The organism is Zhihengliuella halotolerans (assembly GCF_004217565.1).
GTDB classification, from domain to species: Bacteria; Actinomycetota; Actinomycetes; order Actinomycetales; family Micrococcaceae; genus Zhihengliuella; species Zhihengliuella halotolerans.
Map to the genome: position 1 here is coordinate 2964829 of NZ_SHLA01000001.1, position 24039 is coordinate 2988867.

General features: G+C 66.7%; 21 protein-coding genes. 8 read left to right on the forward strand and 13 right to left on the reverse strand.

Annotation, left to right across the window (positions count from 1 at the left end; translation table 11 throughout):
- Nucleotides 1–8 precede the first annotated feature (8 nt).
- From EV380_RS13590 to EV380_RS13600, 3 genes are read right to left on the reverse strand one after another with little or no spacing between them, the layout of a single operon-like run.
- On the reverse strand, nt 9–1586 hold the full coding sequence (locus EV380_RS13590; protein ID WP_130451594.1) for a phytoene desaturase family protein: 1578 nt from the start codon (nt 1584–1586) through the stop codon (nt 9–11).
- Nucleotides 1583–3037: a glycosyltransferase family 87 protein gene (locus tag EV380_RS13595; RefSeq protein WP_130451595.1), complete on the reverse strand. Its 1455-nt coding sequence runs from the start codon at nt 3035–3037 to the stop codon at nt 1583–1585. The genes EV380_RS13590 and EV380_RS13595 overlap by 4 nt, the downstream gene beginning before the upstream one ends.
- Before the next feature lie 56 nt (nt 3038–3093).
- Nucleotides 3094–4056 carry an ROK family protein gene (locus EV380_RS13600; protein WP_102158612.1) on the reverse strand — a complete coding sequence of 321 codons (963 nt, stop codon included), beginning with the start codon at nt 4054–4056 and terminating at the stop codon, nt 3094–3096.
- A gap of 164 nt (nt 4057–4220) precedes the next feature.
- Between EV380_RS13600 and EV380_RS13605 the strand changes: the two genes are divergently transcribed.
- Nucleotides 4221–5312, forward strand: coding sequence for an inositol-3-phosphate synthase (locus EV380_RS13605; RefSeq protein ID WP_102158613.1), 1092 nt, complete (start codon nt 4221–4223; stop codon nt 5310–5312).
- A gap of 110 nt (nt 5313–5422) precedes the next feature.
- On the opposite strand, the gene EV380_RS13610 is transcribed toward EV380_RS13605, so the two are convergent.
- Both EV380_RS13610 and EV380_RS13615 read right to left on the reverse strand, forming a co-directional pair.
- Complete coding sequence (locus EV380_RS13610; RefSeq protein WP_130451596.1) at nt 5423–6397, reverse strand: permease prefix domain 1-containing protein; 975 nt, start codon at nt 6395–6397, stop codon at nt 5423–5425.
- 1 nt (nt 6398) lies between these two features.
- On the reverse strand, nt 6399–6731 hold the full coding sequence (locus EV380_RS13615; protein WP_102158615.1) for a PadR family transcriptional regulator: 333 nt from the start codon (nt 6729–6731) through the stop codon (nt 6399–6401).
- 181 nt (nt 6732–6912) lie between these two features.
- Between EV380_RS13615 and EV380_RS13620 the strand changes: the two genes are divergently transcribed.
- Nucleotides 6913–7389, forward strand: a complete 477-nt coding sequence (locus tag EV380_RS13620) for a DUF2306 domain-containing protein (protein ID WP_130451597.1) — start codon at nt 6913–6915, stop codon at nt 7387–7389.
- Nucleotides 7390–7454: 65 nt separating this feature from the next.
- Here the strand turns inward: EV380_RS13620 and EV380_RS13625 are convergent, their stop codons facing one another.
- From EV380_RS13625 to EV380_RS16665, 4 genes are all read right to left on the reverse strand, one after another.
- Entirely contained in the window at nt 7455–9113 is a 1659-nt protein-coding gene (locus EV380_RS13625; RefSeq protein ID WP_130451598.1) for a formate--tetrahydrofolate ligase, read from the reverse strand.
- Nucleotides 9114–9297: 184 nt separating this feature from the next.
- Nucleotides 9298–9438 (reverse strand): hypothetical protein, encoded by a 141-nt coding sequence (locus tag EV380_RS16655; protein WP_165391969.1) that lies wholly within the window; start codon nt 9436–9438, stop codon nt 9298–9300.
- Entirely contained in the window at nt 9438–9611 is a 174-nt protein-coding gene (locus EV380_RS16660; RefSeq protein ID WP_165391970.1) for a hypothetical protein, read from the reverse strand. The genes EV380_RS16655 and EV380_RS16660 overlap by 1 nt, the downstream gene beginning before the upstream one ends.
- Nucleotides 9612–9678: 67 nt before the next feature.
- Entirely contained in the window at nt 9679–9834 is a 156-nt protein-coding gene (locus EV380_RS16665; protein WP_165391971.1) for a hypothetical protein, read from the reverse strand.
- A gap of 289 nt (nt 9835–10123) precedes the next feature.
- Between EV380_RS16665 and EV380_RS13630 the strand changes: the two genes are divergently transcribed.
- Nucleotides 10124–11317, forward strand: coding sequence for a DUF418 domain-containing protein (locus EV380_RS13630; RefSeq protein ID WP_130451599.1), 1194 nt, complete (start codon nt 10124–10126; stop codon nt 11315–11317).
- Here the strand turns inward: EV380_RS13630 and EV380_RS13635 are convergent.
- The gene (locus tag EV380_RS13635; RefSeq protein WP_130451600.1) at nt 11314–11895 is read right to left on the reverse strand and encodes a histidine phosphatase family protein; all 582 of its coding nucleotides are present in this window, start codon (nt 11893–11895) and stop codon (nt 11314–11316) included. The genes EV380_RS13630 and EV380_RS13635 overlap by 4 nt on opposite strands.
- 19 nt (nt 11896–11914) lie before the next feature.
- Nucleotides 11915–13372 (reverse strand): CCA tRNA nucleotidyltransferase, encoded by a 1458-nt coding sequence (locus tag EV380_RS13640; RefSeq protein ID WP_130451601.1) that lies wholly within the window; start codon nt 13370–13372, stop codon nt 11915–11917.
- 163 nt (nt 13373–13535) lie between these two features.
- Between EV380_RS13640 and EV380_RS13645 the strand changes: the two genes are divergently transcribed.
- From EV380_RS13645 to trxA, 5 genes are all read left to right on the forward strand, one after another.
- Nucleotides 13536–14021: an NUDIX hydrolase gene (locus tag EV380_RS13645; protein WP_242607630.1), complete on the forward strand. Its 486-nt coding sequence runs from the start codon at nt 13536–13538 to the stop codon at nt 14019–14021.
- Nucleotides 14011–15792 (forward strand): murein biosynthesis integral membrane protein MurJ, encoded by a 1782-nt coding sequence (murJ, locus tag EV380_RS13650; protein ID WP_242607631.1) that lies wholly within the window; start codon nt 14011–14013, stop codon nt 15790–15792. The genes EV380_RS13645 and murJ overlap by 11 nt, the downstream gene beginning before the upstream one ends.
- A 103-nt stretch (nt 15793–15895) precedes the next feature.
- Nucleotides 15896–17515: a hypothetical protein gene (locus tag EV380_RS13655; RefSeq protein ID WP_130451602.1), complete on the forward strand. Its 1620-nt coding sequence runs from the start codon at nt 15896–15898 to the stop codon at nt 17513–17515.
- A gap of 134 nt (nt 17516–17649) precedes the next feature.
- A complete protein-coding gene (gene trxB, locus EV380_RS13660) occupies nt 17650–18633 on the forward strand; it encodes a thioredoxin-disulfide reductase (protein WP_130451603.1) in 984 nt (327 codons plus the stop codon).
- Nucleotides 18634–18674: 41 nt separating this feature from the next.
- On the forward strand, nt 18675–18998 hold the full coding sequence (trxA, locus tag EV380_RS13665; protein WP_102158625.1) for a thioredoxin: 324 nt from the start codon (nt 18675–18677) through the stop codon (nt 18996–18998).
- A gap of 320 nt (nt 18999–19318) precedes the next feature.
- On the opposite strand, the gene EV380_RS13670 is transcribed toward trxA, so the two are convergent.
- Together EV380_RS13670 and EV380_RS13675 are read right to left on the reverse strand one after the other, a co-directional pair.
- On the reverse strand, nt 19319–20737 hold the full coding sequence (locus tag EV380_RS13670) for a ParB/RepB/Spo0J family partition protein (protein ID WP_130451604.1): 1419 nt from the start codon (nt 20735–20737) through the stop codon (nt 19319–19321).
- Between the two features lie 2174 nt (nt 20738–22911).
- Nucleotides 22912–23877 (reverse strand): ParA family protein, encoded by a 966-nt coding sequence (locus tag EV380_RS13675; protein ID WP_278030578.1) that lies wholly within the window; start codon nt 23875–23877, stop codon nt 22912–22914.
- Nucleotides 23878–24039 lie beyond the last annotated feature (162 nt).

Below are 24039 nucleotides of genomic sequence, written 5' to 3' on the forward strand. Positions count from 1 at the left end.
GGCTCGCCTCAGCCCTGAGGAGGATACGCGTCGGCGATCGCGGCGCGCGCGGCGAGGTGACCGGCCATGCCGTGCACGGCCGGCCCGGGCGCCGCCGAGCTCGAGGCGAGGTAGACGCCCGGCACGGGAGTGCGCCACGGCGCCCCTGACAGTGTGGGGCGGGAGAAGACCGGGCGGGCGAGCATTCCGCGCAGGTCGACGGCACCGCCGGTGATGTCCCCGCCGACGAGTGCGGGGTTCTCCCGCTCGAGCTGTCGCGGGCCCTGCGCCCAGGAGCGCACGATCGTGTCCCGGAAGCCGGGTGCGCTGCGCTCGACCTGCCCGACCACTGCGTCGATCACCGCCGCTTCTCCCCCGATCTCGGCCAGCTCGACACCGTGTGGGACGTGTGTGTACGCCCAGACCACGTGCTGTCCGGCCGGCGCGCGGGCGGGGTCGAAGCGGCTCGGCTGGCTGAGCAGCACGTACGGGTTCGCCGGATCGAAGCGCCGACTCGAGGCCCGCTCCCCTGCGACGATCTCGGCCGCGGACCCGCCGAGGTGCACGGTCCCGGCTGCGTCCAGCCGAGGGTCGGCCCACGGGATGGGGGCGTTGGTCAGCAGGTGCACGACGGCGCTGCCGGGCCCCCGGCGGGTGTCTCGCAGGGCGGCGCGGTACCGTTCGGGCATCCGAGCCACGGCGGAGGCGACGTGTTCGGCGGAGGTCGCGAAGAGGACGATCGGCTCGTCGAGCTCTGCCCTGTCGGCCACCGGGTGCCCGAGCTCGAGCCACGCACGACCGCGGCCGTTCGCCGGCGCGCGGGCCGCCCCGCCGGCGGACTCCTCGGCCCGGGGTCGCGGCGTGCCGGCCAGCGCGGCGTCGATCATCGCCGCGAGGGCCGCGGTGATCGCCCCGGATCCGCCCCTCGGGATGGGCCAGCCGTGATGGGCGAGCGCGCCGAGGAACAGCCCGGCCCCCTGGGCCGCGGGTCCGCATGAACCGCCGGGCATATGTCCGCGCAGCCCGGCGAGTACCGCGGATACCGCTTCCGGCATGTATCGATTCGGCAGGCCCGCTGCAACGGCCGAGCTGCCTGCGGCGGCGGCGAGCGTGGCGACGCCGAGGCGCACGGCCGCCGTCGTGCCGGAGAACGTCGGCGGGGCGAGCGCAGGCGGAACGGGCAACAGCGGCCGCAGCAGCAGCTCGCCCAGCGCCACTCCGCGATGGGCGAGCGGCGCGATGAGGCGCCGGTAGGCGGCCGCGTCCGCGCGTGAGTGCTGTTCGAGCCCGGCGAGCGTGCGTTCGAGCGAGCGCCAGATCAGGGCGGTTTCGCCCCCGGGCAGCGGATGCGCGTAGGAGAGGTCCGGGACGGCGAAGTCGACGGCGTCGGCGAGGCCGATCGCGCGGAAGAACGGCGAGACCAGGGCGGTCGGGTGCACGGCCGAGCCCGTGTCGTGCAGCGCGCCGTCGACGCGGATCGTGGACGCGGCGCCGCCGAGATGCTCGGCGGCCTCGTAGACGCGCACGCTCAGCCCGGCGCGAGCGAGCGTCAAGGCTGCGGAGAGCCCGTTGGGTCCCGATCCGACGACGGCGGCGTCCGCGGTCACGACTCGTGCGACCCGTCTCCCCGGCGAGAGGTTGCGGCGCGCGTGAGGGTCGAGCGCAGGCGCTCGATCCAGGCCGCATCCCCGGCGCCGGCGAAGGCGCCGCCTGTCGGGTCGTCCTGGCCCACGCGCCGCACGGGGTCCGCGTGCGGGTCCCACATGCTGTGCACCACTCGGCCCATGAGATAGAGGACCATGCCCATGTGGGCGAACACGGCGAGCACGTAGGCGGCCGGGGCGAGCGCGTGCTGCGCGTCCAGGTCGGCGGTCATCTGGTAGAGGAAGGCCCAGATCGCGAAGAAGTGCAGGACTTCCACGAGCTGCCACACCAGGAAGTCCCGCCACCGGGGCCAGGCCAGGGCGACGAGCGGGATCAACCAGATCACGAACTGCGGCGAGTAGACCTTGTTGAAGAGGACGAAGGACGCCACGATCAGGAACACGAGTTGAATCAGGCGGGGGCGCTGCGGGGCGATGACCCCGAGGACGGCGATGCCCGCGCAGCAGAGGAGGAACGCGAGAAACCCGGCCGTGTTGATGGTCTCCGCGCTCAGCCCTCCGGCCCCGACCGCGTCGGCGATCGTGTTCCAGGCGTGCCAGAGCGAGGACCAGCCGGCCTCCCGCTCGCGCGTGAACGTCCAGAAGACCTTCCACCCCTCGAAGCTCACGAGCATCGCGGGCAGGTTCACGGCGATCCATGCGGCGGCGGCCGCGGCCGTCGTCGTGCCGAACGCGCGCCAGCGTCCCGTGCGCAGGGCGAGGACGACGACGGCCCCGAGGAACAGGATGGGGAAGAGTTTGGTGGCCGTGCCGACGCCGATGAGCACCCCGGCGAGCACGGTCCGATTCCGGGAGAACGCGAGCACCGCGCCGGCCAGCGCGGCGACGGCCCAAATGTCCCAGTTGATCGTCGAGGCCAGAATCATGCCCGGCGCGATCGCGACCATCGCCGCGTCCCACGGGCGCCGCCCGGCGGAGCGGGAGGTCATAAGCACGACGGCGATCCACAGCGCCGCGATCAGCAGCACGTTGAGGTCGAAGTACGCGAGGGAACGGTTGTAGTCGCCCGGGACGATCGGCAGCGCCGTGATCGAGGCGACGAACGACATCAGCACCGGGTACTCGAAGTTCGCGCCCGCGACGAATGGCGCGAACGGGTTCTCAGCGAACCCGCGGGCGTGGAAGAGCGGCGGCAGATCCGAGTAGCAGGCCCACACGTAGGGGTTCACGCCGCCCCAGCCGCCCACGCGGCACGCGTTCTTTGCCGCGACGGCGGCGAGGGCCCCGATGATCGTCAGCGCGACGAGCACGCGCTCGAGGGTGAAGAAGCCGGGCTCGGTGCGGCCGGGCTCGGTGTGCCGGCCGAGCGGTCCGCCGAGCACTTCGGTGAAGCGGCGCAGGAGCGGGTCCTCGCGCGACGGGACCGTGATGCGCTTCGGCGTTCGTGGGGCCATGCAAGACACCCTAGCGCCCGGGTGCCGTACGCGGGAAAGCGCCGACTACGGCGGCGTCAGCGGTGGGTGCGCGCCAGGTCTCCAGCGCCGACCAGGCCGGCCGCAGCGCCCAGCTGCGCGCGGGCCACCCGGGCGAAGGGCCGGTACCCGCGGCCGCTGAGCGATTTGCGGTAGCTCGCTTCCGCGGTCTCGATGAGCTCGGGAGAGGCCGAGCCGAGGCCCCCGCCGATCACGAACACGCCGGGGTCCAGCACCGCGGCGAGGTTGGCCAGTCCGAGACCGAGCCATTCGCCCATCTCGACGATGAGGTCAGCGCAGGCGGGATCTCCCTCGGCCGCCAGCCGGGTGACGAGGGCACCCGTCACGAGTGCCGGATCGTCGTCGACGGCGGCGCGCAGGGCGTGCGCGACGGGCGACTTGGCGGCGACGAGCCCGCGGCCCTCGCGACCGAGCGCGTTGCCGGAGGCGTACTGCTCCCAGCAGCCGCGGTTTCCGCACGCGCAGCGATGACCGCCGGGGACGATGCTCTGGTGTCCGAACTCCCCGGCGACGCCGAACCGGCCGCGGCGCAGTTCTCCACCCATGACGATCGCCCCGCCGATCCCGGTGCCGAGCGTCAGGCAGACGACGTGGCTCTCGCCGCGCGCCGCGCCGAACCGGTACTCCGCCCAGGCGGCCGCGTCGGCGTCGTTCGTGAGCATGACCGGGCGGGAGAGCGCCTCCTCGAGGCGGGCCTGCAGCGGCTCGTTGCGCCACGCCAGGTGCGGGCTGAAGAGCACCTCGCTGCCGTCGAGGTTCATCCACCCGGCGGCGCCCACCCCGACGGGGGCGTCGGGGGCGTCGGCGCCCAGCTCGCGGACGACGTCGACGACGGCGGCCTCGACTGCGACGGCGTCGTGGCGCGGGGTCTCGCGGCGGACCTCGCGCACGATCCGACCGTCGTGGTCGATGAGTCCGGCGGCGATCTTGGTGCCGCCGATGTCGATGCCGATCGCCGGCTCGGGTGCGTGCTCAGACATGCGTTCCAGCGTAGCCGTCCCGGCCGCACGGGCGCGCGCGGGAATACCCGGGCGGCTCCGTCACTTAGACTCGTAGGAGTTTTGCCGCGCCCTCCGTTCTGCGATGCGCGGCCGCTTCCGCGTGAAGATGATCCCCCGCAGTACATGAGTTTCTAGGAGTCGAGTTGTCGGGTAACCCCATCCGGGTCGCAATCGTAGGCGTGGGCAACTGCGCCGCTTCGCTGGTTCAAGGCGTCGAGTACTACAAGGACGCCGCGCCGGAGAGCACCGTGCCCGGCCTGATGCACGTGCAGTTCGGCGATTACCACGTGAACGACGTCGAGTTCGCGGCAGCGTTCGACGTCGACGGCAAGAAAGTCGGCATGGACCTGGCCGACGCCATCGGCGCGTCCGAGAACAATACGATCAAGATCGCAGACGTGCCCGTGACCGGCGTCAACGTGCAGCGCGGCCCGACCCTCGACGGCCTGGGCAAGTACTACAGCGAGACGATCGACGAGTCCGCTGCGGAACCGGTCGACGTCGTGCAGGCCCTCAAGGACGCCCGCGTCGACGTCATGGTCTGCTACCTGCCGGTCGGTTCGGAAGACGCCGCGAAGTTCTACGCGCAGTGCGCGATCGACGCCGGCGTGGCCTTCGTCAACGCCCTCCCGGTGTTCATCGCCGGCACGAAGGAGTGGGCGGACAAGTTCACCGCGGCCGGAGTGCCGATCGTCGGCGACGACATCAAGTCCCAGATCGGGGCCACCATCACCCACCGCGTGATGGCCAAGCTGTTCGAGGACCGCGGCGTGACCTTGGACCGAACGTACCAGCTGAACGTCGGCGGCAACATGGACTTCAAGAACATGCTCGAACGCGAGCGCCTGGAGTCGAAGAAGACGTCCAAGACGCAGGCCGTCACGTCCAACCTCAAGGGCGAGCTGGCCGACAAGCTCGACGACCGCAACGTGCACATCGGCCCGTCCGACTACGTAGCGTGGCTCGACGACCGCAAGTGGGCGTTCGTGCGACTCGAGGGCCGCAACTTCGGCGACGCCCCGGTCTCGCTCGAGTACAAGCTGGAGGTCTGGGACTCCCCGAACTCCGCCGGCGTCATCATCGACGCCGTGCGCGCCGCCAAGATCGCCAAGGACCGCGGCATCGGCGGTCCGATCCTCTCCGCGTCGAGTTACTTCATGAAGTCCCCGCCCGAGCAGTACGACGACGACACCGCGCGCAACAAGGTTGAGGCCTTCATCCGCGGCGACGCCTAACGCCGGCTCCGCCCGAGTTCGGCCGCACGCGGTCCTGCATCACGCAGCGACACACGAAATGCCTCCCCACCGGGGAGGCATTTCGCGTTGAGAGGCGGAACGCGCCCGTTTCAGCCCTCCGCTACGTCGACGCCGCGTGCACGCGCTGTCTTCCTCCATCCGTCGACGATGTCCCAGACGCTGATGCCCACGATGGCGAATCCCGTGACGATTCCGAGAACGTCGAAAGTGTCACGTTCGACTCCGTGCTGCGCCTCGGCGTACGCGATGACTTCGGAATTGATCAGCTGGTCGTTGCCCAGAAGCGTCACGAGGATGCTCATGATGAGCACGGCCAGGATCGTGTTCATCACGGCGAGGTCCGTGGTCCACCGTTTGCGCGCGTACAGCGCGATCGCCAGCGCCGCCTCGAACCCCATCAAGACGAGTAGGCTACCGATCCACCAGGGCCAGAGGGCTGGGTTCAGGATCGGGAGAGCCTGACCGTCTCCTGAGATGAGCCCTCGAAAGTGGTCCCAGAAAACTGCGCCGGTTGCCAGCGCCAGGAAAGCCAGAGAGGCGATGAGCTCCCCTTTTCCAGCCCCGTCGACTGACGGTTCGGGCAACTGGCCCACATCCCAGTCCGTTCCGGTGTCCGCGCCAGTGCGTTCCAGCATGACGAAGACGAGAGTCACCCAGAAGCACAGGTGGACGACTGTCGATGCGCCGACGGCGGCGACCTCGCCGATGGTCTGGCCCACGGACGCACCGGCCAGGGTCTGTGCCAGCGCCACACCGCCGACGACGCAGAGGGGAACAATGATCAGGAGCGTCTTCAGGAGCCGCAGCCATGTCAGGTAGTACCGGGGGCCGAGCAAGTGCAAGGGTCGGTCCGCGTAGCCGGCGGCCAGAATGTCGGGGTCCCCGAGTTCGGTGAGCACTGCGCGTTCCGCGGCCTCACGTGATTCCCCGTGTTCGAGCCGCGCTTCGATCGCATCGGCGATCGAAGCCTGCAACTCGGATCGAACGTCCTCTTGCGCCGCGGGCTTGAGACTCCTCACCGTGGCGCTGACGTACCTCTCGGTCAGTGGCGTCGGGGTGCTCATATCAGTCCTCCGCTTCGGTGAGAGTGGCGATTGCCGTGGTCAGCAACCGCCACTCTTCTGTCATGGTGTCGGCGAGCCGGATCCCGGCCTCCGCCGTGCGATAGAACTTGCGCGGCCGGGCCTCGTCGGTGTTCCACTCGCTTGTCAGGTACTCCTGCTTCTCCAACCGCCGCAGGAGCGGATACAACGTGTTGGCATCCGTGGCAAAGCCACGGCTTTCCAGTTGCTCGAGCAGCCGATAGCCGTACTCCGCGGTTCGCAGTAGCCGCAGACAGGCCAACACCACGGTTCCGCGCCGCAGTTCCTGCAGGTGGGTTTCCAGGACATCACTCACACGTGGGACATTACTGTGCCTCACACACTATAGTCAACAACGCTGCTGCCTGGCGTGCATCTTCCTGACGGGTCGCCGTATCCCCAGTCTTCATCTGCAGTTTTGAGTCACGTTGGAGTTCCCCCGTAGATTCGTGGATACAGCGGATCGCGTCAGCGCGGCTGTGCGGAGGAAGGGGACCATGGAGGTGACCTCAGGCGTCGTCCTGTTCCAGGTTTCTACCGCACTCTTCGCCCTCACCCTCGGACCGTTCCAGTTCCTTCGCCGAACGAGAGACAGAGTTCACCGATACCTCGGTCGGGCCTGGCTGGGAGCCGCCAGCCTGACCTGCCTGTCGAATGTCGCGATCGTCCCAGCGGGTTTCGATTGGACCCAGGGCCTCACCCTCTCCGCGCTTTTCTGCTTCACTGCGGGGTGGATCCACGCGAGGCGCCGTCGGTGGATCGCGCACGCCTGGTGGATGATCGGCGCCTATGTCGGCACAGGTGCCTCATGGCTGGCCAGTCTCCTGTCGCCAGGGCGCGTCGCCCAGGAGGTGCTGGCAAACCACTTCTTCGTCGCCCTGATCTTGGCCATCGCCGCGGCGGCATTCGCCGTGGGGCTCTTCATGATCCTGCGCCGCAGCGTGGAACACGCCGCCTCTCAGGCTGACGACTAGCGGCGCCCAATCCCACGGCGCCGGGTCGGGCCCGGCGGGCGTGGAGGCCCCGCGGTCGACGTGCACTAGAAGAGCCCGGCGACCGTCCCGTCGTCGTGCACGTCCATGCGCTCGGCGGCCGGAGCGGCGGGCAGGCCCGGCATCGTCATGACCGTGCCGGTCAGGGCCACGACGAATCCGGCCCCGGTCTTCGGCACGAGTTCGCGCACGCGGACGGTGAACCCGGAGGGGGCGCCGAGGAGCGACGGGTCGTCGCTGAACGAGTACTGCGTCTTCGCGATGCACACCGGCAGCCGCTCCCAGCCGTGCGCGCGGATCCGCTCGAGCTGGGCGCGCGCCTCGGGGGCGAATTCGACGCCGTCCCCGCCGTAGACCTGGCGCACGATCGCCTCGATCTGCTCCTCCACGTCCGCGCCCGGCGGGTAAATCCCGCGGTACGACGGCGTCTGCCCGAGCAGCGCTCCCACGTGGCGCGCCAGCTCGGCCCCGCCAGCGGCGCCCCTGGCGTGCACCTCGGTGATCGCGCAGCGCACGCCGTTGTCCGCGCAGTAGTTCTCGACGACCGCGAGCTCCTCGTCGCCGTCCGTGCCGAAGCGGTTCAGAGCCACCACGGGCTCATACCCGTACCGGCGCACGTTCCGCACGTGCCGCGCCAGGTTCGGCAACCCGGCCGCGACAGCGGTCGGGTCACTACCGGCGAGGTCGGCTTTGTCCCGTCCGCCGTGCATCTTGAGCGCGCGGACCGTCGCCACGAGCACGACGACGGTCGGTGCGCAGTCGGCGGCCCTCGCCTTGATGTCGAGGAACTTCTCGGCCCCCAGGTCGGCACCGAAGCCGGCCTCGGTCACCACCACGTCTGCGAGCCTGCGGGCGGTGTCGGTAGCGATCGCCGAATTGCAGCCGTGGGCGATGTTCGCGAACGGCCCGCCGTGGACGAGCGCCGGGGTGCCGGCGATGGTCTGCACGAGGTTGGGTTTGAGCGCGTCGCGCAGCAGCATCGCCATGGCGCCGGACGCCTCCAGGTCTCCGGCCGTCACGGGCAGGCCGCTGCGGGTGAAACCAACCGTGATCCGGCCAAGCCTGGCTTTCAAATCACCCATGTCACGAGCCAAACACAGGACGGCCATGACCTCGCTGGCGGCGGTGATGTCGAACCCCGTCTCGCGGCCGCCGCCGGAATCGAGTCGAATCCGGCGCAGGGCGCGGTCGTTGACGTCGAGCACGCGCTTGAACGAGATCGACTCCGGGTCGAGGTCCAAGGCGTTGCCGTGATGGAGGTGGTTGTCGACCATCGCAGCCAGGAGATTGTTGGCGCTCGTGATGGCGTGGAAGTCACCCGTGAAATGCAGGTTGATACTGACCATCGGCACGATCTGGGCGTTTCCGCCGCCGGTGGCGCCGCCCTTCAAGCCGAAGACCGGCCCGAGTGAGGGCTCGCGCAGTGCGATCATCGTGCGATGCCCGGCCGCGGCCAGGGCGTCCCCGAGGCCGACGGTCACTGTGGATTTCCCCTCCCCCGCCGGGGTGGGCGACATCGCGCTGACGAGCACGACAGCCCCAGTGGGTTCGCCCCCGCCGAGGCAGGCCACATCGATCTTGCCTTGGTGTCGTCCGTAGGGTTCGAGGGCTTCATCCGGGACCCCCGCGGCGGCGGCGATCTCGGCGATGGGCTTGAGATGGGCCGTCGCGGCGATGCTCGCGTCGTCGAGAGCTTCATTGTTCACGTTGCCGAGGCTACCAACGGTCGGGCCTCACGGGGAGACATTGCCTTCATTCCTCGCGGCCCCGTGTCCGAAGCAACGACCGTTAAAGGCGGCAGCCCGCCGACGTAGCCGGCGGGCTGCTCTGCGGATCGAATGTGAATGAATCCCATGATGCTCCTTGCTGATCGGGACCGTCCGGTCCGGATCAGCGGACCCGGAACCACATCTCCTGCGGGATGTTGGCGTCCAGGCGCGCGTGCTGCTTGCGGCGCGCAGCCTCGGCATCGTAGAACTCGTGGCGCCGGCGCTTGGCGCTGGCCTTGGGGTTGCTCTTGTTGCGCTTCATCAGAGGGTCACCTCCTCTCGCTCGAGAAGGGCGTCCACGAAGTCGGTGTGCGTCGTCTTGTGCGAACGCGGGGTGATGACTTCGGGGCCGGAGAAATAGAACTCGGCGCCGTGGCCGGTAGCCAACTGTGCGGCGAGATGGCGGGTGGACTGGGGCGAATACTTCGCGGACATCGCTGCTCTTCCTGGTGGTCTGCCTCGGTATGGAGGCCCCCGGCGGCTGCAGCGGTGCGATGATTCGCTAGTGGCGGCTGCTCCGGAGGCGGGCGGTGAAATTGTTCGGACGGCGTCGCTTGGACGTGCCGGTGCCTGTGACGGTCTTGGTTGCGCCCGTAAACGGAACGCCCCAGCCGAGTGCATCAGCGGCGATTGCCTGCGTCTGATTCATGTTGTTCACGTATCCCACCTCCTCATTCGATCGGCCACCGCGGTCTCCCGCAGTGGCAAAGCCTGTGGCCCTCGGGCCAGATGTCCCGATTGATCCCGTTCCCGACGCTTCGTCGGTTGACATTTCTCAATCGCAATATAGAGCCTACTCGCGCCGGTGGCCGCGCGCCAGTGGATGACAGGAATTTCTTCCCCGTGTTTCAAGATCATCCTTAAGGAGGACGCTGCGGGCCCCGCCCGCGAAATTCTCAGCTTCACGGCCGACGCCGGGGGCGCCCGTCCGGCACTAGTCTGAATTTATGACCCACGAGGACACCCCACACCCCCAGGCCGCCGCGCCTGCGCCCGCGCCGTCACGAGTGCTCGATCTGGACGCCTTGCGCGCGTTCGCCCTGCTCGGCATCTTCCTAGTCAACGTGCAGTTCTTCGTCGACCCGGGCATGATTGTCAACCAACGTGCGGAGACCGACGCACTGGGCGACGTCGTCAACGCCGTGACGGCGGCTGTCTTCATGGGCAAGTTCTACCTGCTGTTCTCGTTCCTCTTCGGCTACAGCTTCGTCCTGCTCTGGGACGCGAGCGCGCGCCGCGGCGCGAACGTCACCCGCGTCGCCCTCCGGCGCTTCCTGGGTCTGTTCGTCCTCGGCCTGGCGCACGGACTGCTGCTCTTCACGGGCGACATCCTGGTCACCTACGCCCTCTGCGGGCTGATCCTGCTGGCGGCTCGCCACGCGAGCGTCGCCGCCGCGCGCACCACGGCGATCGTGCTGACCGTGGTCATCGGGCTCGGGGTACTCGCGCTGGCGGCGATGATGTTCGCAATGGAGTCGTTCATGGACTTCGACTCGCTCGTAGCCGAGGAGGCCGGCGGGCTCGAGGGACTGCTCGAGGGCCCGTATCTACACCTCCTGCTCGGGATGTACCCGATGACTCTCGCCAACGTGTTGTTCATCCAGGGGCCGGTCGCGCTGGCGATGTTCTTCGTCGGTCTGGCCGCAGCCAAGTCGCGCTGGATCGAGAACGCGACGACGACGCGCCTGCGCCGGATCCTGATCGTCGGCCTCGCGGTGGGCCTGCCGGGTGCCGTCGCCACGGGCTGGCTGCAGGTGTACGCCGGTTCGCTGCCCGCCGAGCTCTTCGCGTTCGGAATCGCGACGCTCACGGGCCCTTTCCTGACGGCCGCGTACGTGACCGCCCTGCTGCTGGCGTTCCGCTCCGGGGCGGGCGCGAAGCTAAGGGCCGCCCTCGCCCCGGCCGGGCGTATGGCACTGACCAACTACCTGACCCAGTCGGCGGTCATGGCGCTGGTCTACACCGATTACGGTCTCGACCTGGGCGGGCGAGTCCACCCGGGGGCGGCCGTGCTCATCTGCCTCGGCGTGTTCGCCGCGCAGCTGGCCTTCAGCGCCTTCTGGATGCGCCGCTTCGAGCGCGGTCCGCTCGAAGGGCTGTTCCGGGCGTTCACCTACTGGCGCGCGCCCAGCTGGCGCTAGAGGCCCCAGGCCTCCACGGCCGGCGTCGTCTTGTCCCAGCCGAGCTTCGATACCTTCGCCGTGCCCAGCAGAAAGTGCCGGCCCGTATCGGCCGGCAGCCCGAGCCAGCGAGCTACCATGACCCGGCTGAAGTGGCCGTGGGAGAAGAGGATCGCGTTCTCGCCCTCCCCCAGTTCGGCGCGCACGCGCTCGACGATGCCGTCGGCGCGCGCCGCGACCTGGGCGAGCGTCTCGCCGCCGGGCACGCCGTCGTTCCAGATCCGGTAGGACGGGTCCTTGGCGCGCACGTCGGCGCTGGCCACGCCCTCGTAGTCGCCGTAGTCCCACTCGTGCGCGGTCGGCACGCGTTCGACGTCGGCGAAACCCGCCAGCTCGGCCGTGCGCCAGGCGCGCTGCAGCGGGCTGGAGAGCACCAGATCGAATTCGACGCCGGTCGCGGCCAGGGTGCGTCCGGCATCGACGGCCTGCGCCTCGCCCTCGGGCAGCAGCGGCAGGTCGGTCAGGCCGGTGTACTGGCCGGAACGCGACCATTCCGTCTCGCCGTGGCGCACGAGCCACAGGGTCGGTCGATTCGTCATGATTCTCCTCGCGTCGCGCTCAGTCGCCGGTTGCGGCCGGGGCTGTGGTGCTCTCCGGCTGGGAGGCCCACCAGGCGCGCAGGGCGGCGACGGCGTCGTCGTGTTCCATCGGCCCGTTATCGAGCCGAAGTTCGAGCATGTGCTTGTAGGCGCGGCCCACCACGGGGCCCGGGCGGATGCCCAACAGGTCCATGATCGCCTTGCCGTCCAGGTCAGGGCGGACGGAGGCGAGCTCCTCCTGCTCGGCGAGCTGCTCGATGCGGCGCTCCAGATCATCGTAGGCGTGCGCCAGGCGCTCGGCCTTGCGCCGATTACGCGTGGTGACGTCCGAACGAGTGAGCCGGTGCAGGAATTCGAGCAGGTCGCCGGCGTCGTTCACGTACCGGCGTACGGCCGAGTCCGACCACCCGGCCTCCCCGTACCCGTAGAAGCGCATGTGCAGCTCGACGAGGCGGGCCACCGCCTTGATCGAGTCGTTGTCGAAGCGCAGGGCGCGCATGCGCTTCTTGACGAGCTTGGAGCCGACGACGTCGTGGTGGCGGAAGGAGACCGACCCCGAGGGTTCGAAGCGGCGCGTCGCCGGTTTGCCGACGTCGTGCATGAGGGCGGCGAAACGCAGGACGAAGCTCGGACCCGGCACCGGCCCGTCGGCGTCCGTCTCCAACCCGGCGGCCTGCTCGAGGACCTGCAGACTGTGCTGGTAGACGTCCTTGTGGCGGTGGTGCTCGTCGGTCTCGAGCTGCAGCGCGGAGACTTCGGGCAGCACCCGGTCGGCCAGACCCGTCTCGACGAGCAGGTCGACGCCGGCGCGCGGGTGCGCGCCGCAGATGAGCTTGACGAGCTCGTCGCGGACCCGCTCGGCCGAGATGATCGAGATCCGCTCGGCCATGTCGACCATGGCGGTGCGGACGTCGTCGTGCACGTCGACGCCCAGCTGGGAGGCGAAACGCGCCGCGCGCATCATGCGCAGCGGATCGTCGGAGAAGGACGACGACGGCGCGCCCGGAGTGCGGATCACGCCCGCTTCGAGGTCGGTGTAGCCGCCGAAGGGATCGACCAGTTCGAGCTTCGGCAGCCGCAGCGCCATCGCGTTCATCGAGAAGTCGCGGCGGAAGAGGTCGTCTTCGAGGCTCGTGCCGAACGCCACGATCGGCTTGCGGGAGGCCGGATCGTAGGCCTCGGCCCGGTAGGTGGTGACCTCGATCGTGTCGCGGCCGACGCGGAAGGCGATGGTGCCGAACTCGCGCCCGACTTCCCACACCGCGTCCGCGAAGCCGTCGATCGCCGCGAGCGTCTGCTCGGGCGTGGCGTCGGTCGTGAAATCGAGGTCCGGGGAGACGCGGCCCAGGAACAGGTCGCGGACGGGACCACCGACCAGCGACAGCTCGAATCCGGCGGCGCTGAAACGGTCCGCGAGGTCGAAGACGACGGCTGGCAGGCTCTCGCGCAGAGCCGCGGGTTCGGGAAGCTGGTGCATAGTCCCTTAATGGTGTCAGATTTTCACGCGGGATCCACGCCGGGCCCGGCGCACTCGCGGCGGACATGGGGAAGAACGGAAGTCGAGCCAAAAGATAGATAGAGTGGAGTGCATGGCCCATCCAGTTCCTCGTGCTCCGAAGCGCACCCCGTTGACTGCGTCAATGGCCCATGCGCACTCGCAGCAGCAGGGCCAGCACACACTGCCCACCGTGGAGGAAGTCTCCTCCGGTGGCGTCGTCGTCGACCTCGGCAAACCCGAGCTCCCAGTGGCGATCATCGCCCGCTACAACCGCGGCGGACGCCTCGAATGGTGCCTGCCCAAGGGGCATCCCGAGGGCGCGGAATCCAACGAGCAGGCCGCGGTCCGCGAAGTCGAGGAGGAGACCGGCATCGCCGGCGAGGTCCTCGCCGCGCTGGGCAGCATCGACTACTGGTTCACGGTCTCGACCTACCGCGTGCACAAGACGGTCCACCACTTCCTGCTCAAGGCCACCGGCGGCGAGCTGACGATCGAGAACGACCCGGACCAGGAGGCCGTCGACGTGGCCTGGGTCCCGCTCAGGGACCTCGGCCGGAGACTGTCCTTCCCCAACGAACGGCGCATCGCCGATCTGGCCCGCGAGGTCCTGCCGCAGCATGTCGAGTAGCGAACGGCCGGCAGCCGAGGCCGGCGGTGTCGAGCCGGAGATCCCCGACGCGCCGGCCCCCCAATCGAACTCTCGCGCCTACGCCCTTATGGCCAGCGGCACCACGGTCTCCCGCGTGCTGGGCTTCGCGCGGACGGCCCTGCTCGCCGTCGCCATCGGATCGAACACCCCGATCGGCGATATTTTCGAGAAGGCCAATGTCATCCCGACGATCATCTTCATGCTCGTCGCGGGCGGCATCTTCAACGTGGTCCTCGTCCCGCAGCTGATCAAGGCCTCCAAGAACGCGGATCGCGGGTCCGCGTACACGTCCAAGCTCATCACCCTCACGGTGACGTTCATGGCGGCGGCGACCATCCTGCTGACCCTGCTGGCCGGGCCGATCATCTCGGCGCTCACGGTCGGCTGGTCGGAGCCAATGTTGGCTCTCGCCACGGCGTTCGCCTACTGGTGCCTGCCCCAGGTCTTCTTCTACGGCGTCTACTCGGTCGTCGGCCAAGTGCTCAACGCGCACGGGCGGTTCGGCTGGTTCATGTGGGCACCCGTCGTGAACAACATCGTGCAGATCGCCGTGATCGGCACCTACATCGGCCTGTTCGGCGCGTTCCGCGCGGACACCGACCAGCTCGCCGAGTGGACAACCGCCCAGACCGTCCTGCTCGCCGGCGGTTCGACGCTGGGCATCGCCCTCCAGGCCCTCGTGCTGTTCGCCCCGCTGCGCACCACGGGCCTGCGGATTCGTCCGAACTTCCGCTTCCGAGGCATGGGCCTGACCCACGTCGGGAAGATCGCCGCGTGGACCCTCGCATCGATGATGGTCGGCAACCTCGCCTCGCTGCTCTATTCGCGCATCGCCTCCGAGGCGACGGCCGCCCGCGAAAGCCTCTCCGCCGGCGGCGCCTCGGTCGCTGGCGAGTACGCGCTGAACACCTCGCAGCTCATCACGGTCCTGCCGCACTCGATCTTCGCGCTCTCGCTGGCCACGGTGATCTTCAACGAGCTCACCCGGGCCTTCCACGACGACCGCGCGCACGACGTGCCCGCCCTTCTCTCCAAGGGACTGCGCACGACGGCGGTGCCCATCGTCTTCGCGTCCGTCGCCATCGTCGTCCTCGCCGGTCCACTCGGGCGGCTCTTCGGCGGCACGTCCGTCGACGCCGCGGCGGCCGGCGCGGCCATCGGGCAGCTGCTGCTGCTGACCGCGCTGGGGCTCCCCTTCAAGAGCGCCCACTTCTTCCTCATCCGCGTCTTCTATGCGCAGGAGGACACGAAGACGCCCATGCTGATCCAGACCGCGATCGCGGTCGTCGGACTCATCGCCGCCTTCACGATGGCGGCGCTCATCCCCCCGACGAACATCGTGATGGGGATCGCGCTGCTCTACGGCGCCACGAATGTCCTCAGCGCGATCCTCGCCCATTTCCTGGTCGTGCGCCGGCACGGCGACTACGGGGTAGGCCGGGTCGTCGATACCTACATCCGTGTCGGATGGTTCGCCCTCATCGCGGGAGCCGCCGGCTCCGTCGCGCTCTGGCTGCTGGGCGGATTCTCGTTCGGGTTCGCGTTCTCCGGCATCTTCCCCGCCGTCGCCACGCTCGCGATCTGCGGGGTCGTCATGATCGTCGTCTACCTGCTGCTGCTGAAAGCCGCGCGCCTCGAGGAGCTCGACGAGTTCATCGGGCCCCTGGCGCGCAGGATCCCGGACCTCTCCCGGCGCCGCGCGAGCGCGAAGGCGACGCCCCGTCGTCGTGGAGAAGACGGCCCCCGCTAGTCGACGCCGCCGCGCGCAGTGGCTCGACGCGCCCGGTAGCATGGACTCAAGCAACACATCTATTGGGTGCCCCGCACCCAAAAACCAAGCTTGGGAGTCAATAGTGTCGCAGCCCATCGACGTCGGAACCGTGCTCGGCGGACGGTACAAGGTGACGAGCACCGTGCTGAGCTCGACCGAGGGTGACATGGTCCTAGACGGCATGGACCAGGTCCTGAACAGGGCCGTCAGCATCCTCATCGCCAGCGCGGACAACACTGCCCGGATGACGGCCAGCGCCCGCGAAATCGCCACGGGCGAGCGCCCCAGCAACGTCCAGGTCCTGGACCTCGGGGTGTCTGAACACGCGACTTACCTGATCACCAACACCGCGGATTCCGGCGAACTGATGGAGCTGCTCGAAGAGACCACCTACGTCGAGCCGTTCTACACGGACACCCTCGGCTCGGAGATCTTCGGCGAGGCACGGTCGCGGCAGCCCCAGCGCTACGAGGACGACGACGAGTACTACGCCGAACTCGAGGAGAACGAGCGCAGGACCCCGCTTGCCAACCGGTTCTCCGGACTCCGTAGCCGGCTCAGCCGCGGCGTGGCCGGCGTCACGGGCGGCGGTGCGGCAGCCGGCGCCGCCGCGGGCGCCTCCGCTCACCAGGACGACACCGACACGGCAGGCTCCCCCAGCACGGAGGAGAACTCCGCCGTCGAACCTGTCGCCGAGGAAAGCAGGTTCGATTCGCCCAGCACTGAGGAGACGCCTGTCGTACCTCCCGCGGCCGCTACGGCCGCTGCGCCCAAGGTCGAGATCTACGGAGACGACGATGAGGACGACGCCGCAAGTGCTGGCGCCGGGGCTGCGACTGCAAGCGCTGCTGCAGGCCCGGCCCCGACCGCAGCTACTCCTCGCACCGACTACGACCCCGACGATGTGCGTCCTGCGGCAACGTTCCCAGCTGCGGCACGCGGCTACGAGGAAGAGACGGCAGTCGCGGGTGCCGCTGCCGGCGGAGCGGGCTCCGGCTACGACGACGGCGAAGAGGAAGAAGAAGAGGGCGGCAACCGCTGGACGCGACTGATCGTCGGCGCTGTGCTGGGCCTCGTGCTGATCGTCGCGGTTGTCTTCGCGTTCAACATGCTCGGTGGCCTCGGCGGCGACGAAGCACCGCGTGCGGGAGGAGATACGTCGACCTCCGCAGATGGCGACCCGTCCACTTCGGACGAACCCGGCGAAAGCGATGAACCCTCGGAGTCCGAGACTCCGGCGGCAGACCCTGTTGTCAGCGGTATCCAGCGCGTCGTGCCCGGCAACCAGGAACTCAACGCGGAGACCGATAACACGCTGGTCCGTGCCATCGATGGCAATGAGGCGACGCTGTACTCCACGTACACCTACTCGCAGCCGGCCTTCGGCGGATATGCTTCGAACATGGTCCTCGTGCTTGAACTCGAGGACGCCGCCAAGGTCAGTCAGGTCGAGCTGTCAGGCCTGAACGGCACGGGCGGTTCCTTCGAGATCGCCATCGGCGAGACCAATGATCTCGGCGCTGCGACGTCCGTCACCCAGGGTTCGTTTACGGGTCCCACGGTGTCCGTACCCGTTACCGATGAAGAGGCGGCCACCGGCAAGTACGTGTTCTTCAATGTCACCGAGTTGCCGCGCCTCTCCAACCCGCTCAACGAGTCGCGTCCGTTCGGACTGCAGGTGGCGGAGTTCAAGGTTTCCTAGCAACGATGCGGGGCGCCGCCGCAGGCGGCCCCCGCAGCCGGGGAATAGCACTGGGAGCCGCATGGTTGACCTAGGCAGAGCACATCAGACCAGCAGGCGCGCAGGCGCCGACCACAAAGAGAGGTTCACTTCGAGTGGCCACTGAAGCAGCTGAATCGATCCGCAACGTCATCATCGTCGGGTCCGGCCCAGCGGGTTACACCGCGGCGATCTACACCGCACGCGCCAACCTGAATCCGTTGGTGATCGCAGGTTCCGTCACTGCTGGTGGCGACCTGATGAACACCACCGACGTCGAGAATTTCCCGGGTTTCCCCGACGGCGTCATGGGTCCCGAACTCATGGAGCACATGCGCGCTCAGGCGGACCGCTTCGGCGCCGAGATCATGTACGAGGACGTCGAGTCGACGGAACTGACCGGCGAGATCAAGACCGTCACGCTCGCCAACGGCACGACCTACCGAGCACGTGCCGTCATCATTTCCACGGGCTCCGCCTACCGCGAGCTCGGCTTGCCCGGAGAAAAAGAACTCTCCGGACACGGCGTGTCGTGGTGTGCGACGTGTGATGGATTCTTCTTCCGCGACCAGGAGATCGCCGTCGTCGGCGGCGGCGATTCAGCCATGGAGGAAGCCCTCTTCCTGACCAAGTTCGCGTCCAAGGTCACCGTGATTCACCGTCGCGAGGGCCTACGAGCCTCGAAGACCATGGCGGACCGCGCCCTCGCCGACCCGAAGATCGAGTTCATCTGGAACAGCGCTGTCGACGCCTACGAGGGCGACGGAAAGCTGACCGGAGTGAAGGTCAGGAATCTGATCGATGGTTCGGTCTCTTCCCTCGCCGTGACGGGTCTGTTCGTGGCCATCGGCTCGGACCCACGCGTCGACCTCGTCAAGGATCAGCTCGAGCTGACCGGCGGCGGAAACATCGCCGTCGATGGTCGTACTTCCAAGACGAGCCTGAAGGGCGTTTTCGCTGCCGGCGATGTCATCGACCCGACCTACCGGCAGGCTATTACCGCGGCGGGTTCGGGCTGCGTCGCCGCCGTGGACGTCGAGCACTACCTCGGTACACTTGGCGCCACGGAGGAATCCGGCGCCGCAACGGCCGCAGTCTAGATTTTCACCAAGAACAGAGTTCATACCCGAAAGGATTCGTCATGAGCAACGCCAAGGACGTCACCGACGCCTCATTCCAGTCTGACGTGCTGGAGAACGACAAGGCCGTGATCGTCGACTTCTGGGCCGAGTGGTGCGGCCCCTGCCGCATGCTGTCCCCGATCCTCGATCAGATCGCCGACGAGCACTCGGAGAAGGTCGACGTCGTCAAAATCAACGTCGACGAGAACCCGGCCATCGCCGCAAAGTACGGCATCACCTCGATTCCGGCCGTCTACGTCTTCAAGGGTGGCGAACACGTCGCCAGCTCCATCGGGGCCAAGCCTAAGCAGGTCATCGAGCAGGAGTTCGCCGAATACCTCTAGGTCTGAGTGTGCATCGAAGAGCGGAGCAGGGGCTACCCCTGCTCCGCTTTTCTATGCTCGCCGTTGTGGGCGCTGACAGCGTCGGTTCTCCACAGTTCTACAAGTTATCCACCGCTTGACGGTTGATAACTTGGAAATCCTTCAATGATCCTTCACGAGTTTCCACAGATTCAGCGATTACCCACAGCTGCCTGTGCAAATCCTCAAGGGGCGTGAGTTCAGGACTCACTGTGCACTCCACGTTCGCATGTTGTTAAAGACCGGGGTTGGTTCGTTTCACGTGAAACGAACCAACCCCGGTCTTCGTCAGGCAGGCCAGACTACTTGTCACCGTCCGGCGAGATCAGAGCCATAATGCGATTCAGGTCGTCGACGCTGGCGAACTCGATAGCGACCCGGCCCTTCTTTGCACCCAGGGAGATCTTGACGCTCGTGTCCAACCGATCCGAGAGCGAATTGGCGAGATAGTCCAATCGCTCGTGCCGCGCGGTGCTACGTGGCTTAGTCTCCCGCCGCTTCTTCTCGACGCCCTCATTCATGGCGACCAGTTCCTCGGTCGCCCGAACGGACAGGCCCTCAGAGACGATCCGTTGTGCGAGGCGTTCGATCTCCGCCGGGTCCGCCAGAGCCAGCAATGCGCGCGCATGTCCCTGGCTGATAACACCCGCTGCTACCCGTCGTTGGACGAGGGCTGGGAGCTTCATGAGCCGAATCGTGTTGGAGATCTGCGGACGGGAACGGCCGATTCGTTCGGACAGCTCTTCCTGGGTACAGCCGAACTCCCCAAGCAACTGCTGGTACGCCGCCGCCTCTTCGAGTGGATTGAGTTGGGAACGGTGCAGGTTCTCAAGGAGCGCATCACGAAGGAGATCTTCGTCCGTGGTCATACGGACGATGGCGGGAATCGTATCCAGTCCGGCCTGCTGCGTGGCACGCCAGCGGCGCTCGCCCATGACGAGTTCGTATTCGGCATCGCCGGACTCAGTGGAAGGACGTACCACGATCGGCTGCAGGAGGCCGATCTCCTTAATGGAATGTACCAGCTCGTCCATGTCCTCTTCATCGAAGACCTGACGTGGCTGCTTGCGATTCGGGTGGATCGCCGCGACGGAAAGCTCGGCGAAGGTGGCCCCAGGTACAGGAACTAGCGACGGCTCGTCCTTGGATTCAGCTACCGGTGACTCCGCTTCTACTGCGTCGGCAGCGGACGTAGCCGACCGCGATCGGGCCTGTCCGATAACATCTGGCATAGCGGGGCGTTTGCCGCCCCTCGACGGCGCCGTTCGGGTCGACGACGACGATCCCTTGCTGCCGTCGTGATCCGCGTCGGCAGTGCGGCCGGGAGTGAAGAACATGTCAACTGGGCGCGCCTTGGTTCGCGCAACGGCGCCCGCTCTGCCCGCAGCCTTGGCAGGATCCGTCGTCGACACGCGCGCCTCGTCCTCCTCAGGGCTCCGAGAGGGCCGACGATCGGATGTTGCGGTCGACGGGTCCTTCGAAGCCTCAGGCCGTCCTGCAGGACCGCGCACGCCCTCTGGTGCGGGTCCCTTCCCTGTGCCCGAGCTCGGCTTGGCGGCCTGCTTGGGCGCCCTCTGAGTCGACGTCTTGGTACTCGAGTCGGCCGGCCTGTTGTCCCCGCCCTCGTCCGCTCCGGGACCATCTTGTCCGGTGTCGGCGGTCGGCGAGCTAGAGATTAGTGCACCCAACCCGCGACCTAGGCCACGACGCTTCTCTGCCATGTTCTCCCTCTCAGTGACTCCAGGCACCGTAAGTCATAGCGCCTCATCAGATTGAGTTCAATCCTACTCGCGCTTTTGGGCAACTGCCTCCAACTGGTTAGCCGCGTCCCGTCGTAGACTATTCGCTTCAGTCGCGCTTCGTCGCAAGTCGACAACCCCTCATTCAGGAGGCAAGGACAGGCAGTGATTCCGACGTTTAGCGCCGACCTGGTGAATCGTCCCGTGGAGGCCTCCGGATCCATCCTTCGCGCCTGTTTCACGTGAAACCACAGTCGCAAGCAGCACACGTACCCGCGTCAGTAGCACCCGGCCTGCCGCCCGAACGTTCCGAACGCGAAACTCTACGAGCGGGGCCTCGTTTGCGAATGCAGTCGTTTCACGTGAAACAGCAGAGCCGTCTCTAGTCTCTACCTAGATTCCACAAACCGCAGTCACGCGTCACGTGGCCTAGACACCTGGCCGGCATAGACTCATAACTCGCTTCCACCGCGGTTACGAGAGTTGATGAGCGTGGAAGAGCCATCACGGGTGACAGGCCGGAACGTGAGAGGCTACTGGGCCACGTTGCTGTCGGGGCAATCTGAAAATGTAGATTCCACAACATAGTTCCATCAACAACCAGACCTGAACACCCGAGACGCCTCGCGCCACCTGTGGCGCACGTGGGTCGCTGGCCCCAACGACCATTGTCTTCGATCAAGCACAGTGCGCCGTTCCCCCATATATGTTCCACGTGAAACGAGGCAGGCATGCACCAGAATGGCCGTCATCGCCAAGTGTTCTAAGAGCACGAGAACACTCGCTACAACTCCGCGCCGCATCGCCTGACAGACCCGTTGGGTAATCCACTCCTTTGGTCCACAAGAAGCTCTCTGCGCCAAAGGCGTCAAACACAGTCAACGCGCATGTATCCCACTCACCAGCGCAAGGCGGCCGTTAGAGCTCGCCCACTTGACGGACTCTGCGCACCATGAGTCGAACTGCCTACCCGCCCCGCTCCCCTGCACATGCACCTTCCTTATGCGGAAGCTGCTCTGCTGGCCAGCTCCGATGAATGGACGTCCTGTCTGCTAGCGCTTCAGACGTGGCAGGCGAAGGAGAGGAGTTCCAGCGATGTGCGTTTGCTTGGCACCGCGTAAGCACCAAAGGCAACTGTGGACCTGCACTGTTCGTTGTGCACACAACATTGAAGTATGTTCCATTCCGTTGAGCCGGACTGAGCTCGCCGAAGCCATATTGGGGCACGCAGCTACTGGAAGTTTCTCCCGGGCATACAAGTTCCTGGTACGTTTCACGTGAAACGAGCAACGCAGTCATGTCTGCCGACATGACCCGAGACTCCCATACGTCAACAGCCTGGACATCGGCTTGATTCGAGATCCGCTATGTTCTCCGAGCCTCACCGATTAGCCAGTCCAACCTGACCCGGCCCGCCTTGTTCCACGTGAAACATCTGGGCCGGTGAAGCTGAAACCCATGCCTCCTCATATAGCCCCTATCCCACGTGTCCAGCCGAGAGCAGACAGGGTGGCAACACCCACCGATCTTCTGCCACGCCAGATTCTCCACATCCGGAGATAGTACAGGCAGCCCACCACATCGAATCGGAGGATCTCCACCTGGAATCCCCACGCCATGGGAGGCCCCGCCAGCAGGTAATGCCTAGCTCACAGACCTCCCAAACCTTGAACGGGTCCCAGGTTCAGGATCATGCACAAGCCCACTCCTCCCGCCAGACTCCCCCGCTGATCGACGTGCCCGGGGGCTCCGACGCCGCAGGGCCAGTCCGACAACGTTGACATCTGCCGGCACCAGTCTGCGATCGATAGCGCTCACCGGGATACTGGGAGAACGGCATCCTGCCCCGTGTCGTGTTCCACGTGAAACATCGCCTGGGCCAGTGCATCCATGTCGCGCAACACACGCCGTACCTTAAAGGCGACTCGGTCCGCTTCTGTTGGCAGGCCCGTTGCCGGACAAAGTTGAACGACAACGGTGCACTTGGAAGATGCACAGTACTGTCGGGCCTGGAGCTGCAACGAAGCGCGAGCCACCGTTGGAGTGAAACTCTGGAAAGTTGCATGGGTGGGGCAAAAGAAAGGGTCCGAAGCCCCTCAAGGACTTCGGACCCGGTCCAGAAGCAACCGCGCCGACCAGCGGCAGTTGCATCGGCGCTACGTCTTCTTCGCGACACCCCTATCGGCAATCTCAGTTGAGGCTTCCATGTAGGAAAGGGCTCCTGTCGAACTGCGATCATACGTAATAACAGACTGTTGGTAGCTGGGTGCCTCGGAGATTCGAACGCTCCGCGGGATGACCGCCTCAAGCACCTCGTTGGGGAAGTGGTTTCTGACTTCCTGGGCTACCTGTGCTGCAAGGTTGGTCCGTCCGTCATACATCGTCAGCAGGATAGTCGAGACGACGAGGTCAGCGTTCAAGTGCTTCTGAATCATCTCGATGTTCTTCAGAAGTTGGCTAAGCCCCTCGAGCGCGTAGTACTCGCACTGAATCGGGATGAGTACCTCACGCGCGGCAACGAACGCGTTAACGGTCAAGAGCCCCAGACTCGGCGGGCAGTCAATGAAGACATAGTCCAGTCGGTCCATGCCTTCGGCGTCACGATACGTCGCGTACTGGTCCAACGCACGGCGTAGCCGCTGTTCGCGCGCAACGAGCGAGACCAATTCGATTTCGGCCCCGGCAAGATCGATGGTGGCGGGAGCAACTACCAGGTTGTCCAGATCCGGACAGGGAGCGACAACGTCCTGCAACGGCAGATCGTTGATGAGCACATCGTAGATGCTGTCGATCTCCGAGTGGTGCTCAATACCAAGCGCTGTCGACGCATTGCCCTGGGGATCGATGTCGACTACGAGAACGTTGAGCCCGGATTGGGCTAGCGCTGCAGCAACATTCACAGTCGTCGTCGTCTTTCCGACGCCGCCCTTCTGGTTGCTGATTGTGAAGTAGCGCGTACGGTCAGGCTTCGGCAGGCCCCGCCCCTTGAGCCGCTCTCGGCGCATGTTCTCATTGACCAGCTGACTAGCCAATGGGGTGCTGTCGTCCATGGTGTCCATAATGTTCCGAACCCGTGCCTCTAGTTGTTGGTGAACCGGCTCGGTCGCCACCGAATTGCCGATTTCCGAAAGCGTTTCACGTGAAACAGGTGATGACGTCGACTCTGAAACGTTTACTGGTTGATTTTGCGCATTGTGCCGAACGGCTCCGTTTCCGCTCTGAAATTCTCGTGCCTGCCCCGAACTGCTCCTACCGGCCGAGAACAACGCGGCAAGCGAGGGCAC